Here is a 16,092-nt window from a genome sequence, read left to right as displayed (position 1 = left end):
CGTTGAGCAGATGCCGGTAATCGCTGTCGCTCAGGCCCGTCATGGGGCGGGATCGAAGCGATAGCCAAGGCGCTCGATATCGGGCGCGAAGTGTCGCGCGACCAGCTCGGCGGTCTGATCATCGTAGTAGGCGCGGTAATCGGCGCGGCGGTCGTTGGCCTGGCGGCGGTGTGGGAGCCTGGGCGGGGCGATGCCAATCCGTGCGCAGGCCTCGCTGAAGTCCTGCTCCAGGCGTTCATAACGGCCGATGAAGTCGACGATCAGCTTCCCGTGCAAGTCGATCAGATAATCGCTCTGCAGTTCGATCGAGGTGTCCAGGTGATATTGCGGCGGGCGCTCGGGGTCGAGCTTCCAGCGCAGGAAGGCCGGAAACGCCTCATGGCCACCGAGATACCGTGGGCGCTCGCGGCGAATATGGTGAAAGGAGCTGACCTGCAGATCCCAAGGGTTGCGCACGAAGGCGAACTTGAACAGCGCCTCGAAGACCTCGCGCGGAAGCAACTCCTTGGCGGCAATGGCCTTGGCATGGCGCGGCAGCTTGGTGGCGATGCGATGGCCGCTGAGATGGCTGAGCCGGCTGCAGGCGAACATCGGCCAATACCAGGGATCGGCCCAGCGCCGGCGCGCCAGCGCCGCGCGCACGCTGGTGCCGCCGGTCTTGGCGATATGGATGAACAGGAACTGGTGCTTGGGGGAGAGCAGCATGCGGCATTGTATACCGCCGTTCATGGGACTGCTGCCATGCCAGCAGCCAAGCGCCAATGCCAGGATTGGCGCTCCCCCCGCAAGCCAGCAACTGCGTGTCAGTGCTCGGCCGGCACCAGATCGCGATAGGCATGCCAGGTGGCGTGACCGACCAGCGGCATCGCGATTGCGAGGCCGATGTAGAAGGTCACCAGGCCGAGGCCGATGAAGAACACGATCAGCACCGCCCACAGCGCCATCGGTGCCCAGTTCTGCGTCACCGCCCTGACGCTGGTGCGGATCGCGGTGAAGCCGTCGACCTTGCGGTCGATCAGCATCGGCACCGAGATGGCGCTGATCGCGTAAGCCACCCAGGCCAGCGTGAAGCCGACCGCCAGGCTCGCGAACGCGAACGCATTGTGCTGTCCCGAGAGGAAGACGGCGCCGAAGAAGTTTTCCAGCGGCGGATGCATGCCATTGAACAGCAGCGCGAAGAGCACGAAATTGGACATCATCCAAAACTGCATGATAATCAACAGGCCGGCGGTGATCACGCCAAGCTGAGCCTGATTGCTGCGCCAGGCCTCGAGCGCGCTACAGAACTTGATCGGCTCACTGCGCTCGAGGTGGGCGCTCATCTGATACAGGCCAAGGCCGATGATGGGCGCGAGCAGGTAGAAACCCGCAGCGAGGAAAGGCACGATGTAGAACAGCCCTTCGCCCGTCAGGCCGAGCGTCATCAGCCCGCTGATCAAGACGATGACCGCCCCGTAGGTGAAGCTGTAACGGCGCGCGTTCATCATGTCGCGCCAGCCCTTTTCGAGCCATTCCCAAGGGTGGGACAGACTGATCTGATTGACAGTGATGTCCTCGACATGGACATCGGCGGCGACGGTGGTCTGCTCCATCGCGAAATCCTCCGGTGCTTTGGTGTTTGGTAACAAGCGTTTATTATCTTGACTCGACACTGCCAGAGGGCAGTGGCCCTAATTTGGTCTAGTCACTGACAAAACGCAAGGAATTACTCAACACCGATGTCAGCTAGATTCGGGCTCGGCTCGGGCTGGACCACGCCCTCGCGCAGGACCGCGTCGATGCGCTCGAAACGCGCCTCCAACGCCGTCGATGCCGCCGCCGGCGTGGTCAGATACCAGTCGCGCAGCAGGGCGCCGACGTCATCGCTGGCGCCGGGCTCGCCCTCGGTCATGCGATCGCGCAAGCGCTCGACCTGGCGTTGCATGCGCTGCGCCTGCAGGCGATCGGGCGACTCGATCTGGGCGATGATCTCGAGCGTGAGACAGAGCGATTCGCGTCGTCGCAGGTTCTCTTCGAGCACTGTGGCGAGCGTCGGGCGCTGCTGCGGATCGCGGCAACTGTCGAGCACCTGGTCGAATGCCGCGTCGATCGCCCGCGCCAGCTTTGGGTCCTCGATCGCCGGTAAGGCTTCCCAGTCCTGTTGCAAGCGCTGGCAGTCGCTGGCCTCCTCGGCCGCGCCGTTCGCGAGCAGATGGCGGGCCGCGTTGTCGCAATAGGTCGCGCGTCGCGCCAGGCGCTCGATCCCGGTCCAACGCTCGGCCTCATGCAGGCTCGCAAGGCGCACGCGCACGGCAGCGAGGGCTTCGCGCCAGGCCCGGTTCAAGGCCGCCTGGGCCTGGCGGGGCACCGGCAATGCCTCGGTATCGCTCCAACGTCGCTTGAGTTCGCTGCTCTGGCGCTCCAGCTCGGCGGGCGCGCGGAGGCTATCGGACTCCGCCAGGGCCAGGAGATCCCGGCAGATGGCCTCGCGAGTGGCCTGGTTCTCGCGCAAGTGAGCACCGCGTGCCTCGTATTCGGCGGCGCGGCGCGCGAAGACCGTATCGCTCGCGGCGCGGAACTGCTGCCACAGCGCGTTCTCGTCGCGGTGGCGTGCCGGCACCGTGGTCTGCCATTGGTGTTGCAGTTGCTTGGCGGTGTCGATCGCCTTGCGCAGATCGGGCTCATCGGCCAGCGCCCGCATCTGTTCCAGCAACTGCTGCTTCTGCGCCTGGTTGCGGGCGCGCTCCTCGGCCAGGATGCGGTCGAGCCGCCGCAGCGCGCGGCGGAAGCGGCCCTCGATCGCGCGATCCCGCGCGCCCTTGTTGTCACCGCCCGTTGCGTTGATCCCCGATGCCTCGATCCCCGGCGCCTCGATCAGGGCGTTCCAGGCCTGGCGCATCTCGCGTTCGGCGCGGTGTAGCTTCTTCCAATCGACGCGCTCCCAGTCGACCTTGTCGAGGAAGTCCTCGAGCCGCTTGGCCAAGGCCTCGCGCTGTTTGCGATTCTCGCTGCGCAGCGCCGCCTGTGCCTCGAGAAACGGCCGGCAGCGCGTTCGAATCTGCTCGCCGGCCTGGCGAAAACGCTCCCAGAGCGCGTCGTCGGCCGGCGCGCCCTGATGGTCGAGCTGTTGCCAGTGGGCCTTGAGTTCCTGCAAGCGGTTGATGCTGGGCTCATCGGCATGCTCGGTATCGGCGGCGAGGGCCTCGGCCTCGGCGCAGAGCTGAGCGCGATGCTCATCGGTGCTCCAGCGCCGCCAATGGCGCAGCTCGCGCAGCTGCGGGGCAATGCGCTTGAGGCGTTCGTCGATGGCGCTGATGGTCTCGCGCCCGAGCGCGGCGGAGCGGGCCTGCTCGAGGGTCGCGCTGATGCTTTGGTAGAGCGGGTCGGCCTTTTTCAGCTCGCCGGCGTCGAGATGGGCTTCCAGCTCGGTGAGTCGTTCCGGCAGTGCCTCGAGCTTGCGCGTCAGTTGTTTGCGATGCCGTTGCCGGCGTTGCTCGAGGCGCTCGAGGAGTTGGTCGATCTCCTGCAGCCGCGTTGCCGGCGGTGATGGGATCGAGTTGGCGTCCGTGGTGCCATCGCTGGCGCTACTTGGCTCGCTGTCCGGCAGTGTCCGGCGGCGTTGGCGCAGCGCCTCGAGTGTGCGCCGATCCGGGTGGCCGCCGCGCTCGTGCTGGCGGCGCAGGTCGGCGAGAAGCTGCGCTGCGGCCTGCTCGCTTTGCTGGCGTTGCCTGAGTTGCTGCCGTGGCGCCTCGATCGCTTGCCGCGCCTGGCGATAGGCCTGCTCGAGTTCGGCTTTGGCCGTTGGCTCCGGCGGGCCGGTGTTTTGCCAAGCCTGATGCAGCTGCTCCTGCTCCTGCGTGAGCGTTTCCAGATCCAGCTCGGAAGCACGCTTGGCGAGATCGCGTAGCTGCTCGATGAGCGTCTCGCGTTCGCGGGTGGCGGCGGCCTGCGCTTCTTGCTCGGCGATCCGCGCCGCATGGGCTTGGCGATAGGCTTCGTAGCCGTCGAGGAAGCGCTGGCGCAGGGTCTGGAAACGCTGGCTCAGGGCCTGATCGACGTCGGCCTCGATCGTCTGCCATTGCTGCTCCAAATGCTCGAGTACGGAGCGATCTTGCAGCCAGTTGTCGAAGCGCCCGAGCCGTTCCAGGCGTTCGCACAGGGTCTCGCCTAGCGCCTGCGCGCGCCGGGGGCGCTCTTCTTGCTCGAGCCGCTGCTTGAGGCGTTCGCGCGCGAGCCGGTAGACCCGTTTGTCACGTTTGCCGGAGGCCTTGACGAGCTGTTCGAGCCCGGCCTTGTGCTGCACGCGCTCCGCCGCCGCGAGTCGATTCGCGGCAACCGCATCGTTGATCGCGCACTGGGTCAGGATCTCGGTATCGATCACCTGGCCGATCGCTGCGAGGCGCAACGGGGCGTCGCTGGCTTGGAGAGCGACTTGCGCGAGCAATCCTGGGTCGAGCGAGTGAGGGGGCGATTGATCAGACGAGGGCTCGGTCAGCCCTCGCTCGAACCCTCGCTCGAACCCTCGCTCGAGTTCGGCGAGGCGCGCCTCCAGGCTCGGCGCCTGGGCGTCGAGGCCGCACAACAGTCGCCGATAGCGGGCCTCGGCCAGCTCGCGCACGCCGGCATCCTCGTCGCGCGCGGCGAGACCATGCAGCAAGCGCAAGTCGGTCAGTTGCCGGCAGGCTTGGCGACGGACGTCGACCTCGATGCTTTCGAGCGCGTGCTCGAGCGAGGGTTGTGGGTCGTCGGGGGCCTCGATCTCGGCGCGTCGGCCGAACAGACGTTTCAGCAGCATGGCAAGGAAGGGCAGGTGACGGCTCGTTGACCGCCCATTGTATACCTCATCACCGCTGTGGTATCTGGCTGGCGGGTCGATTTTGCTGGATCGACTCGATCGATCAACCCGAGCGCTGTTCACCGAGCGAAGCAGTATACGGAGTTTCGAGTCCCCTTTTAAGGTGACGAAATCCGTCCGACTGCAAGCCCCTGATTTTCCTTCAACGTGTTTGCGAGAGATCGCTGGGCTCGATGGCCACCAGGCTTACTAGATTCCGTAACTACCTGATATTAAATGTTGTTTTTATGCGCCTTAAAAGGGCTGGCCAAGTTGATCAAAAGATGAACATCCTGTAATGTTCTCAGCAAACAGGATCGCTGCCCCAGTGGGTGACCTCAACAAGAGATAGCCAAGAGGCCGCATAATGCCATCGTCCAGATCATTGCTTTCCCGCTTGCGGACTTATGCATGGCCTCGACTGGTCTTGTGGGCACTGTGCGCGCTCATGCTGGTGGCTCTGGTGCCAACGGGAGCGACATCCGTGGCACAAGCCAAAGAAGATGATTCTAGGTCGGTACATGAAGTGTATGTAACGACCTTCATGCAAACCTTAGCGGGCGAAGGCGTCGGCTTAAACGAAAATCTTCGGTCAATCTTTGCCCGCATTTTGGCGCGTCAGCTCGATGAGGAAGAAGGTCAGATCAACGAAGGCAATGCTTTTGAGCAGTTGGCCAAGGTGTTCACCTTTGTGGCCTCTCCGTCAGGCAATCGCCCTGACGGTCCGGTCTACGACTCAACGACGGTAGAGGCTGCTCGTAACGCCGCCAATGCAGCCATTGGGCCGGAAGATGAAGCTATTTTCACCGGAGGCGAGGCATTTGCGCCGGATGACAATCTTGTCATCGCCATGTTTTCCAGTGCTGACGACTCAGAGTCTACCGACCTGTTGGCGCAAACCTCTCTGACTGGGGCGATGGCGCAAACCTTAGCACTTGGACAGACGCAAAGAAGGAATGATTTCAGGTGGATATCACAATTCACGCCCGACTGTAACTCTTCAAGTGAAAATGGATATTGTGGGTTTGCGGCAGTGCTGATGGGAGCTGATTACCTGCTCAATGGTCAGACTGATCCACCCGCACCTGCGAAAATCGGTTATAACGGAGAAACTCCCGGATGGCTGTACGACAGCGTCGAAAATGCATTTGGAGCCGATAGCTTCTATTTGAATTGTGGAGGACCGGACGGAATTCATTATAACGATATCCCGAAATATGCCGAAGCCCTGGGTCTTTACGGTGCGTATCAATATCAAGGGCTTGGCCATCAAGCGGAACAGTGGATTACCGAAGCGCTTGCCAGCAATACGCCCGTACTCGCTTTGGTTCCGTACCAAGGATCAATTTGTTCGGGGCATTCCGGGGTCTCTCGAGCCGATTTCTATGCAGGCGGCTCGATAACTCGGGAAATGATGCCTTGTGAGAGCAATCGCTACCGACATTGGGTGCTGGTTGCGGACATCGATCAAGATTCCGTGCTGGTCTACGATTCTGATCCTTTTGCGACCAGTCGCGAGGCAGGCATCCGACGCTATTCAAAAAGCTCGTTCTTTAAATTGCTGCCCGACACCAGACCTAAACGCTCGGGACAGCCAGTGATGTTCAAGCTTTGTTCTTCGGCAGAAGTTTGCGACTATGCGCCGGAAGCATTTTCTACGGTCACTAGCATTGAGCTCAGTGTCGAGCATACCTATACCGCTGATGAGGTCGCGCCTGTCGTCAATCCTTTGGTGTCTCAATATACCTTTTCTGCGACCGGTTTGCCGATGGGGCTTACCATGGATACTGAAGGCAGAATCGTTGGTATAACCAGCATGACAGGGGTTTTCTATCCTACTATCACCATGCGCAGTATGGTCAATGGTGCTGAGCGTATTGCGACGTGGGTTATTGAGCTGATTGTTAATCCTGACGCCCAACAAGAACTGCAATTCATTACCAAGTCGCAATTGCCTAATACCCAAGCCGGCCATTTTTACCTGCAATTTCTCAGCACAACGCCTACCCTGGAATCGGTCGGTTTCAGCCATACTGGAAATCTGCCGCCTGGATTATTCCTGTTGGATCGGATGATTACCGGCATACCCCTATTTTCAGGCGAGTGGTCATTTCAAATCGAAGCCTTCACTGACTTACTCACTACCACTAAGGAATTTTTGATCAGGGTCGATCCCAGGAGTGCTTCGGTGCCGCCTCCTCCGATTCTGGATCATGTGGAACCGGAAGCGCTTTTTAGCAAAGATGGCGAACAACACCTGCGATTGATAGGCAGCCAGTTCAGTGAGAATGCGCGAGTAAGATTGCGGAATGTGACTGATGACGTCGAGCCTTTCATCAAGGTACCAGAAATCATCACCTCGACAGAAATTAACCTCAGGGCGAATTTTTCCAGCAGTCCGGCAGACTGGCAGGTCGTTGTAATCAATCACGACGGCGTTGAATCGCAACCTGTCGAGTTTTCTGTGGTGCCGATATCCGATAAAGTCCGTCCTGCAGTGTGGCCGTCAGCATGGACACCGATCATGAATCACTTACTGGAAGTCACGGTCAATTACGGAGCAGTCAGTGAAGATTGCCTGAATGTTGACAAGACTGCTATTTGGCGCGCTTACGTCAGCACAAATTTTATAAAAGAATATCCTAATTTTTCTCGGTCGGAACATTTGGGATTAGATCTGCGCGGCACTGCGGAAAGCCCTGTCCTCACCATTGCTCCGGGAAAGGTGTTAGCTGTTGTGTCGTGGGGTGAAATGGGTGATGCAGTGCTAATTGAACACTGGACGACCCTCGGAGAGGTGTTTACCGCTGTATACGGGCATGTCGATTCATCGGTTTCAGCAGGAGCTGAGGTTAAGGGGGGGGTGGAAATCGGCACGATTTATGATTTGGAGGAAAATTCACACCTACATTTTGGTGTTGCCCGCGGACGCCAGACTAGTGTCCCTGGTTTTGCAAACAGTTCCGGTGGTACAGGAGATGCCTGTCTTCCCTCTCCAGGTGTAACCGTCGATCCCGAGGGATTTCTGAATACCAGATTACCTGCGGACTCACCGCCCGATACGGTTCTCCCGCTATCACCGGCGAATACGCAGCCGGGCACGGAGAAAGATCCTGGGCCGATCCTGAGCAGCACGACGGTCACCTTGAACTGGTCGGGGAGTAGTGGTGCCAATTATTATGAAGTTGGGGTACGTGATATGACCTCTAATTTACTGGTCGTCAATATAACAACCACGACAACCTCACTCCCTGTTAACCTGTCACCAGATCGTAATTACCGATGGAATGTAGCAGCGTGCAATAGTGTTGGATGTTCGAGTTATACGCCACGGCTGTATTTTCAGACTCCCAATGCGATTGCAGGCGACATTGGTCACCTCCAAGTCACCTTGCAGCCCAGTGAGGCGGTTGACGCTGGTGCCCAATGGCGGCGCGTTAACACCGATTCTTGGTTTGACAGCGAAGACACTGAAACAAATATCCCTATTGGAGGGCAAACGGTCCAATTCAAATACCTTGGAAAGGATTGGGTTGCGCCAAATAATGCAGGTGTTGCCATCAAGGCGGGGGAGACCACCACACTGACGCGCACTTATATGCTAGCGGATGATGATCCCACACCGCCGGTTGCTGCCTATCCGCTCAACGACACAGGTATCGACTGGTGCGCCGATGGTAACAGCAACTTCCTCGACTGCCCGGTCGCCGGCTACCCGGGGCAGGATGCGGAATACGGCCGTGATGTCACCCACAACAACCCCAGCGACGGCCATGCCGGCTTCAGCTTTACCAAGCTCGATGCCGATGGCCGCGACCTGCCGGCGGATGCCTCAGACTGGTCCTGCGTGCGCGACAACGTCACCGGGCTGATCTGGGAGGTCAAGACCGATGACGGCGGGCTGCATGATAAGGATGACCGCTACAACTGGTACAACACTGATCCGAGCACGAATGGCGGCTTTGAGGGCTATGCGGATTATCATGGCATTATCTGTGATGGCTACGATAGCAATGATCCGGCCAGCTACTACAACACCCAGGCATTTGTCGAGCGGGTCAATCAGCGGAGTCTGTGCGGTGCGCGCGACTGGCGGCTGCCCTCACGTCACGAATTGCTGTCGATCGTCAGCAATGATCGGACTGGGCCAGCGATTGACACGGACTACTTCCCGAATACAGTCTCGTCACGGTTCTGGTCTTCGTCGCCGTATGCCTACGGTTCGCACTCCGCGTGGTACGTCAATTTCAACCATGGCTACGTCCTCAACAGCCCTAAGGCGATTTCCGCTTTTAGATATACCGATCTATGACATACTTGGTGGCATGTCTCAGACACTAACCTCCTGCCTATGCCCCCGGATTCTCATGCTCAGCCGGCCAGCACGCTGACAGCCGAGCACGTCGAAGATATCAAGCTTGCGGCCTCGAAGATGAAGCGCGTCGAGCGCCGTGCATTCCAAGCGGCGATGGCTGAGAAGTACTGTGGCGCGAATCCGCGGCGGGCCGAGGCGCTGTTCGGCTGGAGTCGTGCGGCGGTCGAGCTCGGGGTGCATGAGCAGCGCAGCGGCTGTGTTTGTATGAGCGCACAGGCGCTCGTCTCTGGGCGCATGACCTGGGAGCAGAAGCATCCGCAAGCGGCGGCGGCGTTATGGGAGATTGCCGAAGCGCACACGCANTGCATGAGCAGCGCAGCGGCTGTGTTTGTATGAGCGCACAGGCGCTCGTCTCTGGGCGCATGACCTGGGAGCAGAAGCATCCGCAAGCAGCGGCGGCGTTATGGGAGATTGCCGAAGCGCACACGCAGCAGGATCCGAGCTTTCGCGGCGCGTTATCGTACACACGCCTGACCGCCGCCAGCGCCCTCCAAGCGCTGAAGGCGCGCGGGTTTGCCGACGCCGAGCTGCCCGCCGCGAGCACCATGGCCGACATCCTCAATCGTAACGGCTACCGGCTGCGCCCGGTGCTCAAGGCCAAGCCCCAAAAAAAATTCCGCAGACCGAGGCCATCTTCGCCAACCTCCGCGACAAAGACGACGGCGGCACCGACCCGAACATCCGGCGCCTGAGTATCGACTGTAAGGCCACGGTCAAGATGGGCCCGTATTCACGCGGCGGCCACACCCGCGGCGCGAACCAAGCCGCGGATCACGACATGGGCTGCAAAGAGAAGTACACCCCCTTCGGCATCGTCGACGAAGATCGCGGCGAACTCGCCCTGTGCTTTGGCCGTTCAGCCAAGACCAGCGACTTNATCGTCGACCGTTTAGAGGCCTGGTGGCAACGCCTGCCCGCCGAGGAACGCGACGCCTGTACACTCCTGCAGATCAAGGCCGACAACGGCCCCGAGAGCAATGGGCAACGCACGCAGTTTTTGCATCGGATGGTGCAGTTTGCCGATGCGATCAGCACACCAATCCAATTGCTCTACTATCCGCCGTACCACAGCAAGTACAACCCCATCGAGCGCTGCTGGGGCATCCTCGAACAGCATTGGAACGGCACTCAACTGACCGATGCCGACACCATGCTTGAATGGGCCAAGAGCATGACGTGGAAAGGGCTTCACCCGGTCGTTGAGCTCTCACGCGAGGTCTACGCCAAGGGCGTCAAACTCACCAAGAAGGCCATGCGAGAGGTCGAAGCGCGGCTACTGCGCAACCCCGATCTGCCGAAGTGGGATATCTTGATCAAGCCTGCCTGCTCGGTATAACTGTTTCTGGAAATCACCTAATGCTGGTGATCAGTAGCGATAAAGAGGTCAGCCTGATCGAAGCCGATAAACCCTTGAAAGCCACACCCGGCCAGTGCGTGCTCTGGTTCGGCTGCAAGATGGCCTGCGACAGCGATGAGACTGCGGTGCCAACGGCGCTCACCACCTCAAACGCCAGCGCTGATACCGCGGACAGTGGTGAACGGCTGCCAAGCTAGGGGTCGACCTGGGATGCCGCGTTGGGGGTGACCGGAGCGCGCCGAGTCACCCACCAGGCGCTGATCCGCCAATAGTCCCAGGCCAAGAGCGCGATCCAGAGCGCAGCCAGCCAACCGATGACGCCATCGTAGTGACCCGCGAGGAAGGCCAAGGACGCAGCCTCATCGCCATCGGTCACCTGCCGCGTGAGCTGGATGACGAAGACCCAGCCCGCATGCAGACCGATGCACCAGCCGATATGGCCAGCGCGCTCACGCACCAGCGCCAGGAAAACGCCGGCACTGAACAGCGCCAGCAGCGAATCCAGATGCGGCCACTGGAACAGGCCCGCGAAGACATGCAGGAACATGCTCCAAGTCCCGGCCCAGTCGAACGCGATACCCGACGGCAGCGCGTGGGGCTTGAGGAAATGCACCAACGCGTAGAGCAGCGCCGACCCGGCCGCAGCTGCAGCAACACTCGCGCGCCGACGAATCGCCGTATAGAGCGCGCCACGAAAGAAGGTCTCCTCGAGCAGACCGATCAGCAACCCACCGATCAGCGCCGCCACGACTTTCTCGAGCAGGCTCGGTATCTGCAACCCATCGACATCCGGGACGCGCACGCCGAGCCCCAGCTCCGCCAACACCAGCGCGCCCAGGATGCCGATGCCAAGCAGCCAACCGCCACCGATCGCGCGCAATAACCGGGACCGTGCGGGCGCGAATCCAAGCACCTGCCAGTTCGCCAGGCCCATCAGTCGCAGGAACGGCCAGAGACCGAGCAGGATGAATACCTGCGCGAGCCGCCCCATCACCCGCTGCGGCTCATGATCGATCCAGCCGGTTTGCATCAGCGGATAAGTCAGCGACGCGGCGAGCAGCAGCGCGGCGAACAGATAGCCGAAGAAGAGCGCCGTCAAGCGCGCCGCATGACCGGCGCCCTCGGTCTTCAGGAGGCCCTTGGCTTTGGTCGCGAGGGACATTGCTCAGAAAACAAGCCGAGCCGACCGAATCATCCGCAGCCGGTCCACTTCAGCGACCTCGCTCACTAGCTAGCTCACCGCCGGCGCCTGACGCAGATAACGCTCGTCAAGCAACTGTTGCAACACGAAATCCGCGACATCGGCGCGCGCGACGCGGGTCGCCTGGATCGACTTGTCGACACCGCTGCGATAGCTACCAGTGGCGGGGCCATCGGTCAGCCCGCCTGGGCGTACGATGGTCCAGTCGAGCCCGCTGTCTCGGATCCGTTGCTCCTGCACCTCTTTCGCCGCCATGATCTTCTTGAGCGTGAGCTGCATGATCACGCGAAAGAAGCCGGGCACCTGGTCACGACTGTCGCCGACGCCCATCGAGGTCACCGCGATCAGGCGTCGGATGCCGAGGCGTTGCATGCCGGCGATGATGCGCTCGCTGCCCTCGGCCTCGACCGGCTGCGTGCTGCCGTGACTGCCGAGCACGCAGATCACCGCATCGGTGCCGGTCAGGCAAGCATCGACGGCGGCTTGATCGAGGACATCGCCGGCGATGATCTCGAGGCCGGTCGCGGGTTCCAGCTTTTCGGGGTCGCGCGCCAGTGCGCGCACCTCATGACCTTGGGCCAGGCCCTGGGCGAGCACCTGCCGCCCGGTGCCACCGGTTGCGCCGAAGAGTGCGATCTTCATCGGTTATCCGCCTCGGCGTTGCGCCGAAATAGCATCATGTAATTTACCGCCATCGAGCGGGTGAAGCTGAAGGATCGGTTGAATGGACTCACCCGCACGCCGGTGCGATCAAAGGGCTCCAGTTGCTCGCCAAGCCCTTGCACCAGCTCCTCGGGCTTGACCAGCTTGCGGTAGTGATGGGTGCCCTTCGGCAGCCAGCCCATGATCCGCTCGGCACCGATGATCGCCATCAGCCAGGCCAATGGGGTGCGATTGATGGTCGCGACCACCATCACGCCGCCGGGGCGCACCAAGCGCGCACAATCGGCCAGAAAGTCGGGCAGATGCTCGACATGCTCGACCACCTCCATATTGAGCACGGCATCGAAGGTCTCGCCGGCCTCGGCAAGCTCGTGCGCGGTGGCCAGGCGATAGTCGATCTCGAGCCCGCTCCAGTCGGCATGGAGCTGGGAGACGCGGATATTCTTCTCGGTGATCTCGGTGCCGGCCACCTGCGCCCCGAGTCGCGCCATCGACTCGCTGAGGATGCCGCCCCCGCAGCCGATGTCGAGCAGTCGCAGCCCCTCGAGCGGGCGCGTTGCGGTCGCCTCACGCGCGAACAGGCGGCAGAGCTGGGCGCGGATATAGTCGACCCGAAACCGGTTCAGCTTGTGCAACGGCCAGAACGGCCCCTGCTCGTCCCACCAACGATGGGCCAGCTTTTCGAAATAAGCAACCTCATTCGGGTCGATATCGGGAGCGGTGAGATGAACAGCCGTCATAAGCGCGCGATGTCTCCGTGAGTGATATCCCGCAAGGTCGTGCTCGCGCGTTCGGATTACAAGCCGAGCCGCCGCTGGTTGTGCCAAGCACGGAGCCTCGGTTAGCCTCGCGCAGTCCCGAACCAACCTGGCCCCACCTTTGACCGCATCGCTTTCCGAAACCTCCGTCCTGCAAGAGGTGCTCATCGCCTCGACAGCGGGGGCATCCGAGGGTGCGACAAGCCTGCTTGCCACGCTCGCCGCGCTCCCCCTGCAATGGGCCTTGGAGATGGGCGCTTTCCTGAGCTTCGACCCGGCACTCCTGGCAACGCCCGAGATGCTCGCCCGCATCCTGTTCCAGGTGCTGCTGCTGATCGGCTCGGCGTTTTTCTCCGGTTCCGAGACCGCGCTGTTCTCGCTCTCGCGACTCGATCTGCAGGAGCTGCGCCGACGCCGGCATCGGCAGATCGACACCCTGCAGGCGCTGCTCGATCAACCGCGCCGGCTGATCATTTCCGTGCTCTGCGGCAATCAGCTGATCAACGTCGCCGCCGTGGCCAACATGACCGGTATCCTGATGGTGCTCTATGGCGAGGAGCGCGCCGGCGTGATCAACGTGTTGGTCATGGTCCCCCTGTTACTCCTGCTCGGCGAGGTTACCCCCAAAACCATCGCCATGTCGAACCCGGTGCGCATTAGCGCCGGGCTGGTCGCGGCACCGATGAGTGTCTGGGTACGACTGGTCACCCCCTTGCGGGTGACGCTGCGGCTGGTTTCGGATCGCGTCACCACCTGGATCGTCGGCCGCGAGATAGCGCCAGCCAACATCCTCCAGATCGATGAGTTTCGCTCGCTGGTGGATCAGGTGGCCGACGAGGGTGAATTACAGGCCACCGAGCGCACGCTGATCTACCATCTGCTCGATGCCGGTGCCACCGAGATCGTCGAGATCATGACCCCGCGCACCCGCACGGCCTTTATCGATGCCAATCTCAGCCTGAGCGAGGCGTTGGAGCGCTTCAAGGCATTGCGGCATTCCCGCGTGCCGGTGTTCCGTGGTCAGCGCGATAACCTGCTCGGCTTCCTGCAACTTGAGGATGTCTTGCCGCTGGTACTGGATCAGCCGGCTCTCTCCAACTTGCGCATCGAGGACCTGCTGCGCCCGTTGGTGGTGGCGCCGCCGACCAAGCGCGTCGATGAGATGTTCGACTTCTTCCAAGCGCATCGCACCCGCGCCGCCCTGGTGATCGACGAGTTCGGCGGCGTCGAGGGCATCATCACCATGCGCGATGTGCTCACGTTTATCTTCGGTCACCTCTCCGGCGAGGCCAAGGGCCAGGCCATGTATCTGGAGCGCGACGAGAACCTGTACGAGGTGCCCGGCGATATGAAGCTGACCGACTTCAACGACCTCACCAACTTCGGTATCTGGGACCCGCGCATGACCACAATCGCCGGCGTCGCCTTCCGGCATCTGGATCGACTGCCGCAACAGGGCGACCGGGTGCGCGTCGAAGATTGCGAGATCCAGGTGCTCGAGATGGACGGACACCGCATCGCGCGGGTGCGGGTCTCGCGCGGTGGGGTGACGCCGAAGGACTTGGAGGCCGATCCCCCGGAGCCCAATCCCCTAGAGCCCGTCGAAACCAACACAGCCTCCGAACCAACGCTCGACGATACCGGAGACCACTGAGCCCATGGACCCACTCTTCGCCATTCTCCTCATGGTCGCGCTCTTGCTGCTCGAAGGCTTCTTCTCCGGCAGTGAGATCGCGCTGGTGAACGCCGATAAGTTCCGGCTGCGCGCACAGGCGTCAAAAGGCGATCGCGGTGCCGCGCTGGCATTGCGCATGTTCGAGCGCCCCGAGGTGTTGCTGACCACGACCCTGATTGGCACCAACATCGCCGTCGTCACCCTGACCACGCTCGGCACCCTGTTGATGATCCAGGGCTTCGGGCCGCTCGGCGAACTCTATGCCTTCCTGCTGTTCACCCCGTTGTTGCTGGTGTTCGGCGAGATCGTGCCCAAGAGCGTCTATCAGCAGAAGGCCGATGAACTGGCGCCGATGGTCGTCTATATACTGCGGCTGTTCTCGATCCTGCTCTATCCGCTGGTCTGGTTCTTCTCGGTGGTCGCGCGCACGGCGGCGCGCATCGCGCGCGGTCCCCGCTCGGCCTCGAGCCTGTTCATCACCCGCCAACAGTTCAGTACCCTGGTGGACATGGCCGACCGCGGTGCCGAGGTGGATCTGTTCGATCGTCAGCGCATCGAGCGCGCCATCCGCTTCGGTGACACCACCGTCGGCGAGGCGATGGTGCCCTTGGCCGAGATCACCGCGCTGAATCATCTGCGCAGCACCCATGACGCGGTGCAGCAGGTGCGCCAATCTGGTTTCAATCGCTTGCCGGTCTATCAGGGCAACATCGGCAATGTCACCGGCGTGGTCACGCTCACGGTCTGGGACCTGATGGACGAAGCGGTCAAGGCCAAGCCGCTCGGTGAGTTGGTCCGCCCGGCGCTCTATGTCTCGCCGCTACAGCTGATCCATGAGCTGCTGCCGGTGCTGCGCGAGCGTGAGGATCAGATGGCCATCGTCGTCGATGAATTCGGCTCGGCCATTGGCATGATCACCATGGAAGACATCCTTGAGGAGGTGGTCGGCGAGATCGAGGTTGGCTATGACTTCGACGAGTACCATCATAAGCGCAAGCGTCATTACCAGCGCATCGATCAGGGGCTCTACCTGTTCGACTCGCGGGTGCCGATCTCGGAGCTGAACGCCCTGCTGGGCATCGATCTACCGGCCACCGAGTTCCATACCGCCGGCGGCTTCGTCGAAGCCCGCTTGCGACACATCCCGGGCGTCGGCGAGAGCATCCTGCACGCCGGCTGGCGCTTCACCGTCACCGAGGCAAACGAGCGCGCGATCTTGAAGCTCAAGATCGAGCGCGCCTGACCGGAGT

General features: G+C 61.5%; 11 protein-coding genes and 1 pseudogene. 6 read left to right on the top strand and 6 right to left on the bottom strand.

The window, feature by feature from the left end; genetic code table 11:
- Positions 1 to 39 precede the first annotated feature (39 nt).
- The 3 genes from CCR82_RS10280 to CCR82_RS10270 all read right to left on the bottom strand — a co-directional run bounded on the left by CCR82_RS10280 (position 40) and on the right by CCR82_RS10270 (position 4,774).
- On the bottom strand, positions 40 to 705 hold the full coding sequence (locus CCR82_RS10280) for a sulfotransferase family 2 domain-containing protein (protein ID WP_201246041.1): 666 nt from the start codon (positions 703 to 705) through the stop codon (positions 40 to 42).
- A gap of 98 nt (positions 706 to 803) precedes the next feature.
- A complete protein-coding gene (locus CCR82_RS10275) occupies positions 804 to 1,592 on the bottom strand; it encodes a DUF2189 domain-containing protein (protein WP_201245706.1) in 789 nt (262 codons plus the stop codon).
- Positions 1,593 to 1,705: 113 nt separating this feature from the next.
- A complete protein-coding gene (locus tag CCR82_RS10270) occupies positions 1,706 to 4,774 on the bottom strand; it encodes a DUF349 domain-containing protein (protein WP_201245705.1) in 3,069 nt (1,022 codons plus the stop codon).
- Between the two features lie 523 nt (positions 4,775 to 5,297).
- Here CCR82_RS10270 and CCR82_RS19120 point away from each other — a divergent pair.
- From CCR82_RS19120 to CCR82_RS10245, 4 genes and pseudogenes are all read left to right on the top strand, one after another.
- On the top strand, positions 5,298 to 9,125 hold the full coding sequence (locus tag CCR82_RS19120; protein ID WP_201245704.1) for an Lcl domain-containing protein: 3,828 nt from the start codon (positions 5,298 to 5,300) through the stop codon (positions 9,123 to 9,125).
- A gap of 395 nt (positions 9,126 to 9,520) precedes the next feature.
- Positions 9,521 to 10,064: pseudogene (locus CCR82_RS19345) on the top strand (ISAzo13-like element transposase-related protein); the annotation flags it as partial.
- A 1-nt stretch (position 10,065) separates the two neighbouring features.
- A partial coding sequence (locus CCR82_RS18685) for an ISAzo13-like element transposase-related protein (RefSeq protein WP_242513397.1) occupies positions 10,066 to 10,524 on the top strand: 459 nt, incomplete at its 5' end.
- Between the two features lie 20 nt (positions 10,525 to 10,544).
- Positions 10,545 to 10,742, top strand: a complete 198-nt coding sequence (locus CCR82_RS10245; RefSeq protein WP_201245701.1) for a hypothetical protein — start codon at positions 10,545 to 10,547, stop codon at positions 10,740 to 10,742.
- Here the strand turns inward: CCR82_RS10245 and CCR82_RS10240 are convergent.
- The 3 genes from CCR82_RS10240 to ubiG all read right to left on the bottom strand — a co-directional run bounded on the left by CCR82_RS10240 (position 10,739) and on the right by ubiG (position 13,149).
- The gene (locus CCR82_RS10240; protein WP_201245700.1) at positions 10,739 to 11,707 is read right to left on the bottom strand and encodes a CPBP family glutamic-type intramembrane protease; all 969 of its coding nucleotides are present in this window, start codon (positions 11,705 to 11,707) and stop codon (positions 10,739 to 10,741) included. The genes CCR82_RS10245 and CCR82_RS10240 overlap by 4 nt on opposite strands.
- A gap of 69 nt (positions 11,708 to 11,776) precedes the next feature.
- Positions 11,777 to 12,388, bottom strand: a complete 612-nt coding sequence (locus tag CCR82_RS10235; RefSeq protein WP_201245699.1) for an NAD(P)-dependent oxidoreductase — start codon at positions 12,386 to 12,388, stop codon at positions 11,777 to 11,779.
- Complete coding sequence (ubiG, locus tag CCR82_RS10230; protein WP_201245698.1) at positions 12,385 to 13,149, bottom strand: bifunctional 2-polyprenyl-6-hydroxyphenol methylase/3-demethylubiquinol 3-O-methyltransferase UbiG; 765 nt, start codon at positions 13,147 to 13,149, stop codon at positions 12,385 to 12,387. Before ubiG ends, CCR82_RS10235 begins: the two co-directional genes overlap by 4 nt.
- Positions 13,150 to 13,288: 139 nt before the next feature.
- On the opposite strand from ubiG, the gene CCR82_RS10225 reads away from it, so the two are divergent.
- Positions 13,289 to 14,821 carry a hemolysin family protein gene (locus tag CCR82_RS10225; protein ID WP_201245697.1) on the top strand — a complete coding sequence of 511 codons (1,533 nt, stop codon included), beginning with the start codon at positions 13,289 to 13,291 and terminating at the stop codon, positions 14,819 to 14,821.
- Between the two features lie 4 nt (positions 14,822 to 14,825).
- Entirely contained in the window at positions 14,826 to 16,085 is a 1,260-nt protein-coding gene (locus CCR82_RS10220) for a hemolysin family protein (protein WP_201245696.1), read from the top strand.
- The last annotated feature ends 7 nt before the right edge of the window (positions 16,086 to 16,092 follow it).

Source organism: Halochromatium salexigens (genome assembly GCF_016653295.1).
Lineage (GTDB): Bacteria > Pseudomonadota > Gammaproteobacteria > Chromatiales > Chromatiaceae > Lamprobacter > Lamprobacter salexigens.
Note: the sequence above shows the minus strand (reverse complement) of the source record. Positions and strands in the feature narration are given on the sequence as shown.